Below are 18,219 nucleotides of genomic sequence, written 5' to 3' on the forward strand. Positions count from 1 at the left end.
CTCGGTTTGAATGCGGGCGGGAGATCGTGTCCGGATGACGTAGACGGCATCAGGACAGCGGGCGAGGGCGCACCAAGACAGCCACACCGCACAACCGCATCGCGGACGGTGGCGCAGGATGATTTTTTTGCGCTGCCGGTGAACCGTTTGGCGGGCACGGTCGTTTAACCGCAGACCGTTTTCGAACCGAGCCTGACTGACCGTGCCTTTTGCCTTATCCCGTGTTGCCGCAGCTTCCCTGCTGGTATTGGCGGCCGTAGCGAGCCTGGCTGCCGAACCTCCCACCGATCCGCAATCTTCCGCAAACTCCGCGGAATCCACCCAAGCCGCACCGGCCGATGGCCCGTGCACGCCGCCACCCGCGGGCGCTGCGTTGACCCTGGCCCAGGCGCGCCTTGACGCGTTGCGTTGCAACCGCACCATCATCGCCGCGCGCCGCGGCGTGGAAGCCAGCCAGGCCGACATACAGATCGCGTCGCAGCGGCCCAACCCGGTGCTGAGCCTCGGGGTCGAGAACATCAACCCGCATGCCGGCGTCGGCGCGGGCAACCTGCGCAGCAAGACCGTGGATTCGACGGTACGCGTGGACCAGCTGATCGAAACGGCCAACAAGGGCAACCTGCGCGTCGACGCCGCGCGCAAGGCCAGCGCCGCCGCCGGCGAAGTGGTGCAGGCCGTGGTGGCGCAACAGGCCGGCATGGTGGAGCAGGCGTTCTTCGATGCCCTGGCCAGCCAGGAACGCGTGGCCGTGCTGCGTGAGACGCTGGCGCTGTACGAGCGCACCCGCCAGGCCAGCGAGACGCGCCTCCGGGCCGGCGACGTGGCGCGCGCCGACGTGACCAAGCTGCAGCTGGACGCGCTGCGCGCGCAGAACGACATGCGCCAGGCCATCACCGACCATTACCGCGACAAGGCCCTGCTGGCGCAGGCGATGGGCGTGCCGGGCACGCTTGCCGACAACCGGCTGGTGGCCGACTGGCCGGCGCTCGATGCCGCGGTACCTCCGCCGGACCCTGACACGCTCCAGCGCCGCCCCGACGTGACCGCCGCCGAGGCGCGGCTGGCCGCCGCCGCGGCAGCGCGCGATCTCGCCCGTGCCGGCCGCGTCCCCGACGTGACCATCGGCGCGCAGGCCGAGCATTATCCGACCTCGCCGTCCAACAGCTCCGGCTCCGGCAACAGCTTCGGCGTGTTCCTGTCGATCCCGCTGCCGGTGCGCCACAGCAACGGCGGCGAGGCGCGCCGCGCCGAGGTTGATTACTACGCGGCGCTCGACGACCGCAACCGCGTGATGCTGGAAGCCGGCAACGAGATCGACCGGCTGCGCAGCCAGTTGGAAACCGCGCGCCAGTCGCTGCGGCAGATGCGAGATGAAGTGCTGCCCGCCGCGGAAAGCGTCGCCGGCAACGCCGAGTTTGCCTACAGCAAGGGCGCAAGCGGTGTGCTCGACCTGCTCGATGCGCGCCGCGCGCTGCGCCAGACCCGGCTCGATGCGGTCGTCGCGCAGGGCGAATACGCCAAGGCGCTGTCGGCGTACCGCGCCGCGCTGCAAACTTCGACCACCGCGGCGCCGGCCCGCACTGCCGCAACGCCCGCGCGTCCCTGAACCGCCGTTCCCGCGATCCCGCTCATGTCTTTCCTGTCACGCACCTCCCGCCGCACCTCCCGCCGCACCTCCCACCGCATGTCATCCTCCAGCGCCGCCTTGCCGGCCCGCATTTCCGCCCTGTTGGCGATGTCGCTGTGCGCACTCGCGCTGGCCGCGTGCGGCAAGTCCGAAGCCCCCAGGGCCGATGACGATCCCAGGGTCAGCGGCAATACCATCCAGTTTCCGGCCAGCGTGAAGACGCTGCCCGGCATCGCCGGCGAGGCCGCCACCACCGGCGGCGAGCGCATGCTGAGCCTGCCGGGCCGGCTGGTGTGGAACGAAGACAAGACCGTGCGCGTGGCAACGCCGTTTGCCGGGCGCGTGACCGAGGTGCTGGTGCAGCCCGGCGCCACGGTCAAGGCCGGCCAGCCGCTGGCGATGCTGACCTCGCCGGATTTCGGCGTGGCCCAGGCCGATGCGCGCAAGGCCGCCGCCGACAGCGCGGTCGCGGCCAAGGCGCTGGCGCGCCAGCGCGAACTGTATGGCGCCGGCATCATCGCGCAGAAGGAACTGGAGCAGGCCCAGGCCGATGCCGCGCGCGCCGCAGCGGACCTGCAGCGCACCCGGGCGGCGCTGAGCCAGTACGGCGCGGCCGCGGCAGGGCCGGATGGCGTCAACCAGCGCTTTGCGCTGCGCAGCCCCATCGACGGCCTGGTGGTCGAGCGCAACATCAATCTCGGCATGGAACTGCGCCCCGACCAGCCGCCGGCCGCGCCGCTGTTTCTCGTCACCGACCCGACCACGCTATGGGCGCAAGTTGACGCGGGCGAGGCTGACCTGAAGCTGTTCAAGCCCGGTGTCGATGTGCAACTGACCACCGCCGCCTGGCCCGGCGAGACCTTTGCCGGCACCGTGGTCAAGATTGCCGACTATGTCGATCCGACCGCGCGCAGCATCAAGGTGCGGCTGAGCGTGCCCAATCCCGAACGCCGCCTGAAGGCGGAGATGTTCGTCTCCGCGAAGCTTCCGGCGGCCTCGTTCAAGGGCATCGCCGTGCCGTCCAAGGCGGTGTTCCTGGCCGACAACCGCAACTATGTGTTCGTGCGCACCGCGCCCAACACCTTCGAGCGCCGCCTGGTGCGCGTGGGCGTGACGCTGCCCGGCACCACCGAGCTGCTCGAAGGCGTGAAGGACGGCGAGACCGTGGTCAGCGAAGGCAACCTCTACCTGCAGGACATCCTGCGCGACGCCACCGCGGTGAACGCGGCGCGCGCGGCGGAAAAACGTTGAGGACGATCGCCACATGATTTCGCGCATCGTCAGCTTTGCCCTGCACCAGAAGCTCTTTGTCTGGCTGGGCCTGATCCTCTTCGTCGGCGGCGGCATCGCCGCGTTCAAGAACCTGCCGATCGAGGCCTTCCCGGATGTGTCCGACATCCAGGTCAACGTCATCACGCTATACCCGGGCCGCGCCGCCGAAGAAGTCGAGCGCCAGGTCACGATCCCGATCGAGACCGCGCTGGCGGGCACGCCCAACGCGGTGCGGGTGTTTTCGCATACGCAGTTCGGGCTGTCGTTCATGATGGTGACCTTCAACGACAAGGCGACCGACGTGGCCGCGCGCCAGCAGATTTTGGAGCGGCTGCGCAGCGTCGACCTGCCCGACGGCGTGCATCCGGACCTGGCGCCGCTGTCGACCGCGATCGGCGAGATCTACCGCTTCCGGCTGACCGGCAAGGGCTACACGCCGCAGGAGCTGCGCACGCTGCAGGACTGGGTGGTCGAGAAGAACCTGCGCCAGGTGCCGGGCGTGGCCGACCTGGTCACCATCGGCGGCACCATCAAGCAGTATGAGGTCAACCCCAACCTGGCGCGCATGCGCGACGCGCGGATCTCGCTGTCGCAGCTGTTCACGGCGCTGCAGCGCGCCAACTCGAATGCCGGCGGCGGCGCGGTCGCGCACGGGCGCCAGCAGTTCCTGCTGCGCTCGCTGGGCAGCTTCCGCACCTCGGCCGATATCGCCAACGTGGTGGTGGCCGAGAACAACGGTACCCCGATCCTGGTCAAGGACATCGCCGACGTGCGCGTCGGCAGCGCGCCGCCGCAGGGCCTGATGGGGCAGGATGACGAAGACGATATCGTCTCGGGCATCGTGGTGATGCGCAAGGGCGAAAACCCGTCGCTGGTGCTGGAAGCGCTGAAGCAGAAGATCGACCTGCTCGATGACCAGATCCTGCCCAAGGGCGTGAAGATCGTGCCGTACTACGACCGCTCCACGCTGATCGACAAGACCCTGCACACGGTGTTCGGCAACCTGGTCGAGGGCGCGCTGCTGGTGATGGCGGTGTTGTACCTGTTCCTGGCCAACGTGCGCGCCGCGGCGATCGTCGCGCTGATCATCCCGCTGGCGCTGCTGTCCACCTTCATCGGCCTGACCTGGGTCGGGATTCCGGCCAACCTGCTGTCGCTGGGCGCGATGGACTTCGGCATCATCGTCGACGGCGCGGTGATCGTGGTCGAGAACATCTTCAAGCGCCTGGGCGAGCTGAAAGCGCAGCAGATCCAGGACAGCCGCGCGCGCCTGCACGCGATCCTGCAGGCCACCACCGAAGTGGGCCGCCCGACCGTGTTCTCGATGGTCATCATCATCGCGGCGCACATCCCGATCTTTACGCTGCAGCGGCACGAGGGCAAGATCTTCGCGCCGATGGCCTATACAGTGACGGGGGCGCTGATCGGCTCGCTGATCCTGTCGCTGACGCTGGTGCCGCTGCTGTGCCACCTGCTGCTGAAGAAGAACATCGCGCACGACGACAACTTCCTGGTGCGCCACTGCAAGCGGCTCTACGAACCGATGCTGGCGTGGGCGCTGGACCACAAGAAGCTGGTGGTGGGCGCGGCGCTGGGGCTGCTGGTGGTGACCGTGGGCGCGGGCAAGCTCCTCGGCAGCGAGTTCCTGCCCGAGCTGGACGAGGGCTCGATGTGGGTCAGCTTCGACTTGCCGGCATCGGTCTCGATCGACGAGGCGCGCGACCAGGCGCGGCTGCTGCGCAACGTGATCCGCCGCACGCCGGAGGTCAACACCACCATCTCCAAGGTGGGCCGCCCCGACGACGGCACCGATCCCAAGCTAATCAATACGGTCGAGATCCTGGTCGACCTCAAGCCCGAGAAGCAATGGCGTGCCGGCCTGGACAAGCGCGCCATCATCGGCGAGATCGACCGCAACCTGCGCCGGCTGCCCGGCATCGAGCCCAATTTCTCGCAGCCGGTGCGCGACAACATCCTCGAGAGCATCTCGCAGATCAAGGGCCAGATCGTGATCAAGGTGCAGAGCGACAGCCTGGAGCAGAACAAGAAGGTGGCCGACCAGATCCTGGCCAACGTGCAGTCGGTCAAGGGTGTGATGCGCGCCTTTATCGACCGCGACGGCGAGCTGCCGCAATACGTGCTGGAATTCGACCGCGCCCAGGCCGCGCGCTACGGCATCAACGTGGCCGACGTGCAGGAGTTGATGGAAACCGCGCTGGCCGGCAAGGCCGCCACCGAGCTGTGGGAGGGCGAGAAGCACTTCAGCGTGGCGGTGCGGCTGAAACCGTCGGAACGCGCGCTGCCCAATTTGCCCAATATCTTCATGCAGACCGCCGACGGCGCGCAGGTGCCGCTGTCGCAGCTGGTGAGCTTCCGCGCCGCCTCTGGCGCGATGAACATCAGCCGTGAGAACGGCCAGCGCACCACCTCGATCGGCATCTTCATCCATGACCGCGACATGGGCAGCGTGGTCAAGGACATGCAGAAGCTGGTGGCGAAGAACGTCCGCGCCAACGACGTCAAGATCAGCTGGTCGGGCGAGTTCGAGAACCAGGAGCGCGCCATGGCGCGGCTGTCGATCGTGGTGCCGCTGTCGGTGCTGGTGATCTTCCTGCTGCTGTTCAATGCGTTCAAGTCGTTCAAGAGCGCGACGCTGATCATCTCGAACATCCCGTTCGCGCTGATCGGCGGCGTGTTCGCGCTGCTGCTGACCGGCATCCCGCTGTCGGTGTCGGCGGCGATCGGCTTTATCGCGCTGTTCGGCCAGGCGGTGCTCAATGGCGTGGTGATGGTGACCTATTTCAACCAGCTGCGCGAAGAGGGCATGCCGGTGCGCCAGGCCGTGCTGACCGGCTCGATGGACCGGCTGCGCACGGTGCTGATGACCGCGCTGCTGGCCATGCTGGGCCTGTTCCCGATGGCAATCTCGCGCGCGATCGGCTCGGAGACGCAGCGGCCGCTGGCCATCGTCATCATCGGCGGGCTGATCACCGCGACCGTGCTGACGCTGATCGTGCTGCCGACGCTCTATGAATGGATGGTGGGCCGCAACTGGCCGGACGAGGAGGGCGCAGCGCCTGACGGGAACCGGATCACGCCTTCGATTTCGGGGTAACGCCGGCCCGAAATTCGCTCTCGGTTTGCTTCCCTCTCCCTCGTGCGGGAGAGGGAGTACCCAAGCGGGATCTGGAAAGGCTGCGGGGTTTCATTCGGCGCCAGTCCCTGCCGCAACCAGGTGCATGTTGCGCCGTGTGCCTCGCCCGATCCGCTATGTCGGAATAGTCTGACGCCCCTTTCGGAGCCCAACGCCTGCTGACCCCATCCCCCCGGGCCTACTCTGTACATACGGCATGGCCAGCAGCATAGCCGCCGGCCTCTCATGCGTACCCTTACGCAATCACCCGGAAAGGAGCTCGACATGATGAAGAAATGGCTGACCGCAGCAGTGTGTTCGATGATGGTTGCCGCCCCGGCAGGCATGGCCCTGGCGCAGACGACGGCACCGGCGACGACGCCCGGAACGGCTGCAACCGGCGCAAGGGCAGACTATGACGCCGCAGTGAAGCAGGCCGATGCGGACTACAAGGCTGCCTCCGCCAAGTGCGATGGCATGAAGGACAACGCCAAGGACGTCTGCAAGGCCGAGGCCAAGCGCGACCGCGACGTGGCCAAGGCGCAGGCCGAAGCGCGCCGCGACGGCACGCAAAAGTCGATGGCCAAGGCCGAGAAGACCAAGGCCGACCGCGACTATGACGTCGCCAAGGAAATGTGCGACGACAAGAAGGGCAACGACAAGGATGTCTGCAAGAAGGACGCCAAGGCCGCGCATGAAAAAGCCCTGACCGCCGCCAAGGTCGACAAGGCCGCCGCGACCGGTTCGCGCAGCGACGTGGCGGAAGCCCGCGCCGATGCCCGCAAGGACACCACTGACGCCGCCTACAAGGCCGACAAGGAACGCTGCGACGCGATGTCGGGCGATGCAAAGGACAAGTGCCAGGCCGACGTGAAGGCCAAGTACGGCAAGTAAGCCGCTTCGACACGGTCCCGCCCCGCCGGGGCGGCCCGTCCATCGCACCACGCGCAAGGGGACGCCGCCGGCGCCCCCTTGCCATGACAGCAAGGAGCACGAACATGAACTGGGATCAGATCGAAGGCAAGTGGGAGCAGGCCAAGGGCAAGGTCAAGGAGAAGTGGGGCAAGCTTACCGACGACGACATCACGCAGATCAACGGCAAGCGCGACCAGCTCGCCGGCCGCATCCAGGAGCGCTACGGCTACAGCAAGGAGCAGGCCGAGGAAGAGATGAAGGCGTGGGAACGGGATGTGCGGTGGTAAGACGCCGCACAACGGTCTTGCAAAGCGCCTCCGGGCGCTTTTTTTTTGTCTGATCGGCGTGGCTGTTTCCCCGGCGTACCCGGCGAGTCACTTGCCGGCGTCTGCCGTGCCGACCAAGGTTAACCCTAGTGGTCTACCTTTATAGACTTTCTATACTGTCCCCCACCACCCGCCGGCCTCCGCCGGCGCCTCAATCCGCCCGGTACCGGGCACCTGCCCATGCCGGATCCTCTTTCCAGCGAACTGCTGTCCCGCAGCCGCCAGCCGGTCTACCTGCAGCTGGCCACCATCTTTCGCCGCCAGATCGAAAGCGGCGCGTGGCGCCAGGGGACGCGCATCCCGTCTCTGGAGCAGCTGTGCCGCCAGTACGGCGTGGCGCGCATGACCATGCACCATGCGCTGTCGATGCTCGACGAGGAAGGACTGCTGGAGCGCTCGCGCGGGCGCGGCACCTTCGTCAAGGCGCCGTGCCGGGCGCGGCGGCAGGTGTCGCTGTCGACCAGCTGGGATGAGGCGGTTGCCGTCGGCGCGCAGCTCGATACCGAAGCCATGGTCGAATCCGCCGGCAACGTGCCGCTGCCCGACGACCTGGGTATGCCGTGCGCAGGCGAGCGCGCGCCCGCCTACCACTTCCTGCGCCGGCTGCACCGCCTCGACGGGCGCCCCTTCGCCGTGGGCGAGGTCTATATCGACGCGGAGGTGTTTGCGCGCGACCCCGAGGCCTTCCGCCAGGGCGCGTCGGTGCCGGTGCTCGACCGCTTTCCCGGCCTGTCGGTCAGCAGCGCGCGGCAGCGGCTGTCGATCGTCGCGGCCGGCGCGCAATCGGCGGGCGCGCTGGCGCTGGCGGTCGGTGCGCCGGTGGCTGAGCTGCGCCGCTTTGCCTGCGTGCCATCGCCCACGGCGGCGGGCGCCGAGCGCATCGTCTATTTCGCCCGCATTGAATTCCCCACCGAGTTCGTCTGCCTCGATTTCGACCTGCTGGCCGCGCGCCCGCATCCGGCAGACTGACCGGCCCCTGGCCAACCTACAGCCAACCCTCCAACCAACGGACCCCAGATGGACAACGCACAACCGATGAATGGCGCCGAGAGCCTGGTCAAGACCCTGCTGGCCAATGGCGTGGACACCTGCTTTGCCAACCCCGGCACCAGCGAAATGCATTTCGTCGCGGCGCTGGACCGCATTCCCGGCATGCGCTGCGTGCTGGGGCTGTTCGAAGGGGTGGTCACCGGCGCGGCCGACGGCTATGCGCGCATGGCCGGCAAGCCCGCCGCCACGCTGCTGCATTGCGGGCCGGGGCTGGCCAACGGGCTGGCCAACCTGCACAACGCGCGGCGCGCGCAGACGCCGGTGGTCAATATCATCGGCGACCAGGCCACCTACCACCGGCCGCTGGATGCGCCGCTGACCGCCGATACCGAAGGCTGGGCGCGGCCGGTCTCGGTGTGGACGCGCACCGCCACGCAGGCGGCTTCGGTCGGGGCCGATGCGTCGGCCGCGGTGCAGGCCGCCTGCGCCGCGCCGGGCGGCGTCGCCAGCCTGATCCTGCCGTCCGACGTGTGCTGGGATGCGGGCGGCGTGGTGGCCGCGCCGCTGCCGGCGCTGGCGGTGCCCAAGGTCTCGCCCGATGCCGTGCAGCAGGCTGCGCGCGTGCTGCGCTCGGGCCAGCCGACGCTGATCGTGCTGGCCGGCAGCGCGCTGCGCGAGGCGCCGCTGGCCGACGCCCACCGCATCGCCGCGGCCACCGGTGCGCGGCTGATTTCGCCCATGTCCAATGCGCGCGTCACGCGCGGGCGCGGCCGACTGGCGGTGGACCGCGTGCCGTATTCCGGCGATGCCGCGCGCGACAAGCTGGCCGGCATCCGCAACGTGATCCTGGTCGGCGCGCCGGCGCCGGTGACCTTCTTTGCCTACCCGGGCAAGTCGCCGCGCCCGTATCCGGAAGATGCCGCGGTGCATGTGCTGGCGCGCCCCGAAGAAGACCTGGCCGAAGCGCTGGCGCGGCTGGCCGGTGAACTCGGCGCGCGCCACGCGCAGCTGCCTGCCGCTGACGTGCCCGCACCGGTGGAACCCGCGCGCGGCGCGGTCACCTCCGAGGCGGTGGCGCGCACGCTCACCGCGCTGCTGCCCGAGCAGGCCATCGTGGTGGAAGAAAGCGTCAGCTTCGGCCGCGCCTTCTATCCTGGTACGGTCCACGCCGCGCCGCACGACTGGCTGCAGCTGACCGGCGGCGCCATCGGTGCGGGCCTGCCGCTGGCGCTCGGCGCGGCCGTGGCCGCCCCGGGCCGGCGCGTGGTGGCGCTGCAGGCCGACGGCTCGGCCATGTACACGCTGCAATCGCTGTGGACCATGGCGCGCGAACAGCTCGACGTCACCGTGGTGCTGCTGGCCAACCGCAAGTACGCCATCCTGCTGGGCGAACTGGCCGGCGTCGGCGCCAACCCCGGCAAGACCGCGCTCGACATGCTCGATATCGGCAACCCGGACCTGGACTGGGTCAGGCTGGCCAGCGGCATGGGTGTGGAGGGCGCACAGGCCACCGACATGGAAGGCTTCAACGACCTGTTCCGCATGGCCAACGCGCGCAAGGGACCGTTCGTGATCGAACTGGTGATCTGAGTGCGGGCGCGGCGGGCAAGTATGTCCGCCGCGCGCCCCTCGTGCGGTCAGCGAATCCCCAGGGCGTTGAAATACCGCGAAGCCGCGCTTCGAAATTTTCGGATAGGTGTCCGTACAGTCGAAAAATATACTTGCTTCGACCACAAGCAAGCACCGGTGCCATACGCGCGCCGGTGGACAAAAACGACGCAGGAGACACCATGCATCCAGGCATTACCCGCCGCCGCTTCGTCATAACACTGAGCGCTTGCGCAACGCTGGCCGGCACCATCGCCGCGCCTGCCCGCGCCGATTCCTATCCGGCCAAGCCCGTCACCATCGTGGTGGCATTTGCGCCGGGCGGCATGACCGACATTGTCGGGCGTCTCGTTGCCGCGGAACTCAGCCAGTCGCTCAAACAGAGCTTCGTCGTGGAGAACCGGCCGGGCGCGGCGGGCCAGATCGCAACGGAATACGTGGCACGCAAGCCGGCCGATGGCTACACGCTGCTGCTCAGCGCCACCGGCCATGTCATCGGGCCGGCGGTCCAGAAGTCGGTCCGCTATCGCCCGGTGCAGGACTTCGAGCCCATCGCGCTGATTGCCAAGGCGCCAAACATGCTGGTGGTCAACCCTTCGGTGCCGGCTCATACCGTGCCGGACTTCATCAAATGGGCCAAGGCGCAGGCAAGCGTGCCTTACGGCTCCGCGGGGGCGGGCGGCTCGACGCATCTGGCCGGCGAACTGTTCCGGCATATGACCGGCGCGCCCATGACTCATGTCCCGTACAAAGGCGCGTCGCCGTCGACCAACGCCGTGGTGGCGGGACAAATCCCGGTCGTGTTCCAGGATTCGATGAGCGTCTCCGCCTTTATTGCCGCGGGGAAGTTGCGCGCCATCGCGGTGACCGGCGCAGAGCGAAGCAAGCTGTTCCCTGATATCCCGACCATCGCGGAGGCGGGCTACAAGAACTTTGACGCCTATACCTGGCTGGGCCTTTACGCTCCCGCCGGGACGCCCAGGGAAATCGTGGCGCGCCTGAATGCCGAGGTCAATCGCATCATGGCCTCGCCCGACATGGTGGCGAAGCTCAGGCGGCAGAACGCGGAGGCCGCCGGCGGCCTGAACCCGGCGGAGTTCCGCAAGTATGTCGAGGCCGAGGTGGCCAAGTGGCAGGACACCGTGAAGATCACCGGTGTGCAGATCGAGCAGTGAGGACGTGATGGCTGACCATGACATGCAAAGTGCCGACGGCCATTATTTCAGCCGGCTTGCGCAAGGGGTGTTCGAGATTCCCCGCTGCCGGGAATGCGGCAGGTATCACTTCTTTCCGCGCGTGCTGTGTCCGTTCTGTGGTTCGGATGCACTGCAATGGACCGCGCCCTCCGGCTATGGCCGGATCTATTCGACCACGGTGGTTCGCGGCAAGGAGACCTCTCACAACGTTTGCCTGGTGGATCTCGACGAGGGGCCTCGCCTGATGAGCCGGGTGGTCGGCATCGAAGCGGATGCCGTAAAGATTGGTGCCAGGGTCAAGGCCTGCATCGAACCGAGCGAACACACCGGACAGACAGGCAAGTCGGCGTTGCTTGTGTTCCGTCCCACCGGAGACACGCCATGACCAGGGCAACTGACCGCGGCGGCGTGGCCATTCTCGGTACCGGGCTGGCCGGGCTCGGACACGCCGGCGGCCGCACGGAACAGGAAATCATCGCCCAGGCAGCCAGCGCGGCCGTGGCCGCGAGCGGGCTGCGCATGGCGGAGATCGACGGCATCATCACGTCCAGCCTGACTTCGCCCTGGTGGGTCATGCGGATGGCCGAGTACCTGGGTATCCGGCCCCGGTTTTCCGACAGCACCATGTTCGGCGGGTCCTCTTTCATCGCGGACCTGCGTATTGCCGCGATGGCGATCGAGGCCGGGGAATGCGAGAACGTTCTGATCTGCTACGGCAGCAATCCACGCAGCATTCCGAGCAGTTCGCGTGTCAATGCCATGCGCGCCGAACTCGACCCGCAACCGTATGAGCATCCCTACCAGCCGTTCAATCCTGTCACCAGCTATGCGCTGGCTGCGGCGCGGCACATGCATGAGTACGGGACCACGCGCACGCAGCTTGCCGAGGTGGCCGTGGCGGCGCGCAAATGGGCACAGCTGAATCCCGATGCCTTTGCGCGCGATCCGCTCACCGTCGATGACGTCATCAGCGCCAAAATGATCTCGGACCCGCTTACGGTACGCGATTGCTGCCTGGTCACCGACGGCGCCGGGGCCTTTGTCGTGACGCGCGCGGACCGGGCCAGGACGCTGCACGCCCGGCCCATCTATGTGCTGGGTGCTGGCCATGCGCATTGGCATCGCCAGATTTCCTGCATGGAGGATCTCACGCGGACGCCGGCAATCGACTCCGGCGCGAGGGCGTTCGCGCAGGCGGGGCTGACGCCGAAGGACATCGACGTTGTCGGGCTGTACGACGCCTTCACCATCAATCCGATCCTGTTCCTGGAAGACCTTGGCTTCTGCGCCAAGGGCGAAGGCGGTGCGTTCATTTCAGGCGGCCGTATCGAACCCGGCGGCGACTTCCCGATGAACACCAACGGCGGCGGGTTGTCGTGCGTGCATCCCGGCATGTACAGCATCTTCCTTGTCATCGAAGCCGTGACCCAGTTGCGCGGCGAAGCTGGCGAAAGGCAGGTAAATGGCTGCGAGACGGCGCTGGTGCATGGAAACGGCGGCGTCCTGTCCAGCCAGGCCACGGCGATCCTCGGGATCAGCCAATAGGGCGCTGCAGCCGTGACCCGAGACCACCTTGCCGCTTCGGCGCGCTGAATCTTTCCTGAGAGTTGTCGATGTCTCCGATTACCGAATCCATTCCCCTGTCGCCTACTGTGAGCTACGCGCAACACGGCGACGTTGCAGTGCTGATGTTGAACAACCCGCCCGTCAATGGTCTTGGCGACACGACGCGAGCGGGCTTGCACGCGGGTATCACGCGGGCTTTCGAGGACGACGCCATTGCTGCGGTGGTGATCGCCGGCGCGGGCAAGGTATTCTGCGGCGGCGCCGACATCCGTCAGTTCAACACGCCCGCGGCCACGGCATGGCCGGCTTCCCGCGATATCCTGGCGCTGGTCGAGGCTGCGAAGAAGCCCGTGGTGGCTGCCATTCACGGTGTGGCGCTGGGGGGCGGGCTGGAGTTCGCGTTGGGCTGCCACTATCGCGTGGTAACAGCCGACGCAAAACTTGGCTTGCCCGAGGTGAACCTTAGGCTGGTTCCAGGCGGAGGTGGTACGCAACGTCTGCCCAGGCTGGTCGGCGTGAAGCGGGCCCTGGAGATGATCCAGACGGGTGCGCCGGTTGGCGGACGAGAAGCGGTCCGGATCGGCCTGGCCGATGCCGTGGCAGACGGCGCCGAGATGGCGGGAGCCGCCGCATTGGTGACGCGCGCAATAGAGGTTGCACGGCGTGCGGCACAGTCGGCCGAGCATCCGGTAGCGAGCCGCAAGGACGTGCCGGAGGGCGTGGTGGATTTCGAGGCGTGTCTTGCAGCGGTCAGTCCCAAGGCAAGGAACGCGGTGGCGCAGAAAGCCGCCATCCGTTGTGTGCAGGCGGCCACGCAGCTGCCGATCGCAGAAGGACTGGCATTCGAGCGCGCCCGCTTCGAAGAACTCGTGGCAGGCAATGAATCGAAATCGCTGCGGCATATCTTCTTCGCCGAGCGCGAGGCGCCGAAGTTCGCCGAGGGCAAGGGTCTGGCATTGCGGCCCATCGAGCGGGTCGCGGTGTTGGGTTCGGGAACCATGGGCGTGGGCATCGCCATGTCCTATGCCAACGCCGGCATCCCGGTGGCATTGATCGAGCGGGAGCAGGCCGCGCTTGACCGCGGCATGTCGCTCATTCGCCGCAACTACGAGATCACCGCGTCGAAAGGCAAGCTCAAGCCCGAGCAGATCGAAGCGCGGCTGGCACTGGTCACCCCGACGCTGGCGTTCGAGGCGGTTGCCGAAGCCGACCTGGTGGTCGAAGCCGTCTTCGAGGATATGGCCGTCAAGCAAGCCATCTTCAAGCAGCTGGACGCGGCCTGCAAGCCGACAGCCATTCTTGCCACCAACACCTCGCGCCTTGACATCGATGTCATCGCGGGCGCCACCAGCCGCCCAGGGGATGTCATTGGCCTGCACTTCTTTAGCCCTGCCAACGTCATGAAGTTGCTGGAAGTGGTACGCGGCCGCGCGACCAGTGCCGACGTGATTGCCACTTGCATGGCGATGGCTCAGCGGATCCAGAAGATCCCGGTGCTGGTGGGCGTATGCGAGGGCTTTGTCGGCAACCGTATGCTGACACCGTACTGGAGAGAAGCCGGCTTTCTGCTGGAGGAAGGCGCATCGCCGCAACAGGTGGACGGCGCCCTGACACGGTTCGGCATGGCAATGGGCCCGCTGACCATGGCGGATCTCGCCGGCATGGATATCAACTGGGCCACGCGCAAGCGGCTTGCGCCTACGCGGCCCGCGCACTTGCGCTACTCCAGGGTCGCGGACCGCATTTGCGAACTGGGCCGCTTCGGTCAGAAGACCAATGGTGGCTACTATCGTTACGAACCGGGAAGCCGGACGCCCATTCCCGATCCGCTGATCGACGAACTGATCGCAGACTGCGCGCGCGAGGCCGGCATCGCCAGGCGCGAGATCTGCGACGCGGAGATTGTCGAACGCACCATGCTAGCCCTGGTCAACGAAGGCGCCCGCATCATCGAGGAAGGCATTGCGCGGCGCGCGTCGGATATCGATGTCGTCTACGTGCATGGCTATGGCTTCCCGGCCTGGCGCGGCGGCCCGATGTTCTACGCCGAGACGCTCGGCCTGGACAAGGTGCTGGCGCGCATCCTGGCCCTGCGCGCACAGCATGGGGCGCATTGGGAGGCTGCGCCGCTGCTAGAACGTCTCGTCGCCGGTGGTGCCGGATCCTTCGATAGCGGGCGTTGAATAGCCGGATCGCGGCATCCTGCCGGTCCGCCGGGGGACGCCGACGGCAGATCGGAAAGGACAGCCCCGTTCAGCCCTTGCGGCGATCTTCCATCTGCCGGATCAGGGCACGTGCCTCGTCGCCTTCCGGAATCGGCTGCCCGCTGTCGCGCCATGCGACCGCCGCCTTGAATCCGGCTTCCTGGGCGTAGCGACGGAACCACAGCCCTTCCGGGTTGTGGCGCGTGATGCCGTCAAACAGGGTGGCCATGGTCTGGCTTTGCTCCAGGCCCATCGTCAGCATGACCTGGTTGACGACCATCTTGTGCATGGCGAGATGGCTGTTCGGCACGCCGGCAATGCGCTCGGCAAGTTCGAAGGTGTGGCTGTCCAGCTCCGCTACGGGAACGGAAGCGTTGGCCAGTCCCCAGGCTGCGGCGGTGCGCCCGTCGAGTACGTTGCCGGTGAACATCATCTGTTTCGCCCGGGCAAAACCCAGGCGGTAGGTCCACATGGCCGTGGTCGGGCATCCCCAGACGCGCGTCGGCATATAGCCGATGCGTGCGTCGTCTGCCATGACGAGCAGATCGCAGCACAACGCGATATCGCTGCCGCCGGCCACGGCCGCGCCATGTACCTGGGCAATGGTCGGCTTGGGGCTGCGCCACAGGCTCATGAAGTCTTCGGTAAAGCCCTTCATCGCGCGATAGTCGAGCATGGGATCCCACGGGTACTGCTCTTGCTGGCATGGCTGGTCGCGCAAGGTCTGTGCGGAATCGGCCAGGTCATAGCCGCCGCAGAACCCCTTGCCCGCGCCCTCGACAATGATCACGTGAATCTCATCGTTCTCATTCGCCCATTCCACGGCGCTGCGGATGTCCCGCGGCATGCCTGCAGTGATGGCATTGAGACGCTCGGGGCGGTTCAGCAACAGCCGCGCAATGCGCGGATTGCGCGGATCGGGCTGAATCTGGACGGTATCGAAGTCAGGCATGACTGGGCTCTCTTCTGGACATAAGTGGATCCATTCTAGGAAGCCCGGACCCTGACAGTCAATGCTGACTGTCGTTGAACCGTCAGCTTTGACTGCTCAGGGATTGTGCTATGTTGACAGTCAATTCTGACTGTTCCTAATCTTCGTCCATATGAAAGCTACCGAACGCCCGCGCCGGACATCCGCCGGAAAGCCTGCCAACGCCAATGCCACCACCGGCAAGGAAACGCTGGGCACGCGCGAACGCATTCTCGACGCAGCCGTGACCATCGTGATCGAGCAGGGCACCGCCCGCGCCACCACGCTGGAGGTCCAGCGCCGCGCCGGCGTCAGCCGCGGCGCCTTGCTTCATCACTTTCCGACGCATGCGGACCTGCTGTCCGCAACCGTGGAAGGGCTGGTCAAGCGCAACGAGGAAGCGGTGCTGGCAAGCCTGGCGAAGCTGGAAGGCACCAGGGATGTGGTCGAGCGCGCGATCCGCGTGCTGGCGATTGCCTCGGTCCAGCCGGCGTACCTGGCGGAGCTCGAACTATGGGCGGTCTCCCGTACCGATCCAGACCTGAGAGCGACCCTGGCAGAGGCGGAGCGTCGCGCGCGCAAGGACAGCGAGCGCGTCCTGAAAACATTGTTCGAGGCATCGGACAGCAGTCCGATGCAAGCCTCCGTGATCGCCATGACGATCGAGTTTCTCAGGGGACTGGCGCTGTCCGGCGTGTTGCGCGGCAGTCCCGTCAGACGGCAGCAGCTGATTGGCCAATGGATTCAGGCCACAAAATTACTACTGGAGACGACGCCTTGACCCGACTTGCTGACCCCGCCCTGTCCTATATCGCCCCGGACACCTCGGTACCGGTTCTCGATATGACCACCGGCGATGCCCTGCGTGCCGCCGCCCTGCGCCACCCGCACCGAACGGCCCTGGTGGAAGTGGCAGCGCCCGGTCAGCCATCCCTCACGGGCGCGGCCAGCACCGCGCGACGCTGGACCTACGACGAACTCATGCGCGACGCGGAACGCTGCGCACGCTGGCTGCTGACCCGCTTCGAGCCAGGCGAACGGGTCTGCCTGTGGGCCCCGAACGTTCCAGAGTGGGTGATCCTGCAGTACGGCGCGGCGCTTGCAGGGCTGGTGCTGGTGACCGCGAATCCCGGGCTGCGTGCCGCCGAGCTGCGTTATGTGCTGACGCAGTCCCAGGCCAGCGGTCTGCTGCACACGGCTGAATTCCGAGGCACCAACATGTCCGCGATCGCCGGCGAGGTAGCGGACTGCGTGCGCGAGCGATTCTGCCTGTCTGACTGGCATGGCGAGGTGCTGACATGCAGTTCGACAGCTGAGCTGCCGACGGTCCTGCCGACGGATCCCGCGCAAATCCAGTACACCTCGGGAACGACCGGCCAGCCGAAGGGCGCACTGCTGCATCATCGCGGGCTGGTCACCAACGCCGCCTACGTCGCGGCGCGCGCGGGCATGAACGGGTCGATCCTGATGAGCCCGATGCCGCTGTTCCATACGGCAGGCGCCGTGCTCAGCTCGCTGGGTGCCATCACGACCGGATCGACCTATGTGCTGCCGTTGATGTTCGAGCCGGAACTCGTGCTCACCGCCATCGCGCGGGAGCGCTGCGAATTCCTGTTCGGCGTGCCCACCATGCTCATTGCCATGCTGGAACATCCCAGGCGCGGCGATGTGGACCTGCGCAGCCTGAAGGTGGCGAGTTCCGGCGGGGCGCCGGTGCCGCCGGAACTGCTGCGGCGCATCGAGCGCGAGTTCGGTTGCGACCTCATTACGGTGTACGGACAAACCGAGGCCAGCCCGATCATCTGCCAGTCGTCGCCGGCCGACAGCCAGGAAGACAAGGCCAACACCGCAGGCTACCCGCTGCCGCAAGTGGAAGTGCGGATCGCAGACCCCGCGGATGGCGCCATCGTCGCGACCGGCCAGGAAGGAGAAATCCAGGCCCGCGGCTATCAATGCATGCTCGGTTACTTCAATATGCCGGAGGCGACAGCAGCGGCGGTGTCGGCCGACGGCTGGCTGCGAACAGGCGACCTGGGAACCATGGACGAACGCGGCTACCTGCGCGTCACCGGGCGACTGAAGGACATGATCATCCGGGGCGGGGAGAACATTTACCCCGCGGAAGTCGAGGCGCGCCTGATCGAGCATCCGGCGGTCGCGATGGCTGCGGTGTTTGGCTTGCCGGACGAGAAGTGGGGTGAAGTCGTGGCCGTGGCGATCAGGCTGCGTGAAGGCGGCAAACCTGAGCCGGATGCGCTGCGTGACTTCCTGCGCCTTCAGCTGGCCCCGCACAAAATCCCCACGCGCTGGTTCTGCTGCAGTGAGTTTCCGATGACCGGCTCCGGCAAGATCCAGAAGTTCCGCCTGCGGGAGCTCGCGGAAGCCGGGGGGCTTGCCGAATTCGGGCTTTGA

Annotated in this window: 14 protein-coding genes; 13 read left to right on the plus strand and 1 reads right to left on the minus strand. The window is 67.0% G+C overall.

What is annotated here, in order from left to right; genetic code table 11:
• Window positions 1-202: 202 nt before the first annotated feature.
• The 11 genes from A2G96_RS22930 (at window position 203) to A2G96_RS22980 (ending at window position 14,816) form a co-directional block, all read left to right on the plus strand.
• Window positions 203-1,606 (plus strand): TolC family protein, encoded by a 1,404-nt coding sequence (locus tag A2G96_RS22930; protein WP_062802526.1) that lies wholly within the window; start codon window positions 203-205, stop codon window positions 1,604-1,606.
• 78 nt (window positions 1,607-1,684) lie between these two features.
• Window positions 1,685-2,878, plus strand: a complete 1,194-nt coding sequence (locus A2G96_RS22935; RefSeq protein ID WP_062802527.1) for an efflux RND transporter periplasmic adaptor subunit — start codon at window positions 1,685-1,687, stop codon at window positions 2,876-2,878.
• 13 nt (window positions 2,879-2,891) lie between these two features.
• Window positions 2,892-6,014, plus strand: coding sequence for an efflux RND transporter permease subunit (locus A2G96_RS22940; RefSeq protein ID WP_062802528.1), 3,123 nt, complete (start codon window positions 2,892-2,894; stop codon window positions 6,012-6,014).
• A gap of 303 nt (window positions 6,015-6,317) precedes the next feature.
• Complete coding sequence (locus A2G96_RS22945) at window positions 6,318-6,926, plus strand: hypothetical protein (protein ID WP_062802529.1); 609 nt, start codon at window positions 6,318-6,320, stop codon at window positions 6,924-6,926.
• A gap of 104 nt (window positions 6,927-7,030) precedes the next feature.
• Window positions 7,031-7,234, plus strand: coding sequence for a CsbD family protein (locus tag A2G96_RS22950; protein WP_012355231.1), 204 nt, complete (start codon window positions 7,031-7,033; stop codon window positions 7,232-7,234).
• A gap of 219 nt (window positions 7,235-7,453) precedes the next feature.
• Window positions 7,454-8,242 carry a GntR family transcriptional regulator gene (locus tag A2G96_RS22955; protein ID WP_062802530.1) on the plus strand — a complete coding sequence of 263 codons (789 nt, stop codon included), beginning with the start codon at window positions 7,454-7,456 and terminating at the stop codon, window positions 8,240-8,242.
• A gap of 66 nt (window positions 8,243-8,308) precedes the next feature.
• Window positions 8,309-9,853 carry an acetolactate synthase large subunit gene (locus A2G96_RS22960; RefSeq protein WP_062804097.1) on the plus strand — a complete coding sequence of 515 codons (1,545 nt, stop codon included), beginning with the start codon at window positions 8,309-8,311 and terminating at the stop codon, window positions 9,851-9,853.
• 200 nt (window positions 9,854-10,053) lie between these two features.
• Complete coding sequence (locus A2G96_RS22965; protein WP_062802531.1) at window positions 10,054-11,046, plus strand: tripartite tricarboxylate transporter substrate binding protein; 993 nt, start codon at window positions 10,054-10,056, stop codon at window positions 11,044-11,046.
• A gap of 7 nt (window positions 11,047-11,053) precedes the next feature.
• Complete coding sequence (locus A2G96_RS22970; RefSeq protein ID WP_062802532.1) at window positions 11,054-11,452, plus strand: Zn-ribbon domain-containing OB-fold protein; 399 nt, start codon at window positions 11,054-11,056, stop codon at window positions 11,450-11,452.
• The gene (locus A2G96_RS22975; protein ID WP_062802533.1) at window positions 11,449-12,612 is read left to right on the plus strand and encodes a thiolase; all 1,164 of its coding nucleotides are present in this window, start codon (window positions 11,449-11,451) and stop codon (window positions 12,610-12,612) included. Before A2G96_RS22970 ends, A2G96_RS22975 begins: the two co-directional genes overlap by 4 nt.
• Window positions 12,613-12,680: 68 nt before the next feature.
• The gene (locus A2G96_RS22980) at window positions 12,681-14,816 is read left to right on the plus strand and encodes a 3-hydroxyacyl-CoA dehydrogenase NAD-binding domain-containing protein (protein ID WP_062802534.1); all 2,136 of its coding nucleotides are present in this window, start codon (window positions 12,681-12,683) and stop codon (window positions 14,814-14,816) included.
• Between the two features lie 70 nt (window positions 14,817-14,886).
• Here A2G96_RS22980 and A2G96_RS22985 read toward each other — a convergent pair whose 3' ends face one another.
• Window positions 14,887-15,789, minus strand: a complete 903-nt coding sequence (locus A2G96_RS22985; RefSeq protein WP_062802535.1) for a crotonase/enoyl-CoA hydratase family protein — start codon at window positions 15,787-15,789, stop codon at window positions 14,887-14,889.
• A gap of 151 nt (window positions 15,790-15,940) precedes the next feature.
• Between A2G96_RS22985 and A2G96_RS22990 the strand changes: the two genes are divergently transcribed.
• Both A2G96_RS22990 and A2G96_RS22995 read left to right on the plus strand, forming a co-directional pair.
• Window positions 15,941-16,588 carry a TetR/AcrR family transcriptional regulator gene (locus A2G96_RS22990; RefSeq protein ID WP_062802536.1) on the plus strand — a complete coding sequence of 216 codons (648 nt, stop codon included), beginning with the start codon at window positions 15,941-15,943 and terminating at the stop codon, window positions 16,586-16,588.
• On the plus strand, window positions 16,585-18,219 hold the full coding sequence (locus A2G96_RS22995; protein ID WP_062802537.1) for an AMP-binding protein: 1,635 nt from the start codon (window positions 16,585-16,587) through the stop codon (window positions 18,217-18,219). The genes A2G96_RS22990 and A2G96_RS22995 overlap by 4 nt, the downstream gene beginning before the upstream one ends.

It is taken from the genome of Cupriavidus nantongensis (genome assembly GCF_001598055.1).
GTDB classification, from domain to species: domain Bacteria; phylum Pseudomonadota; class Gammaproteobacteria; order Burkholderiales; family Burkholderiaceae; genus Cupriavidus; species Cupriavidus nantongensis.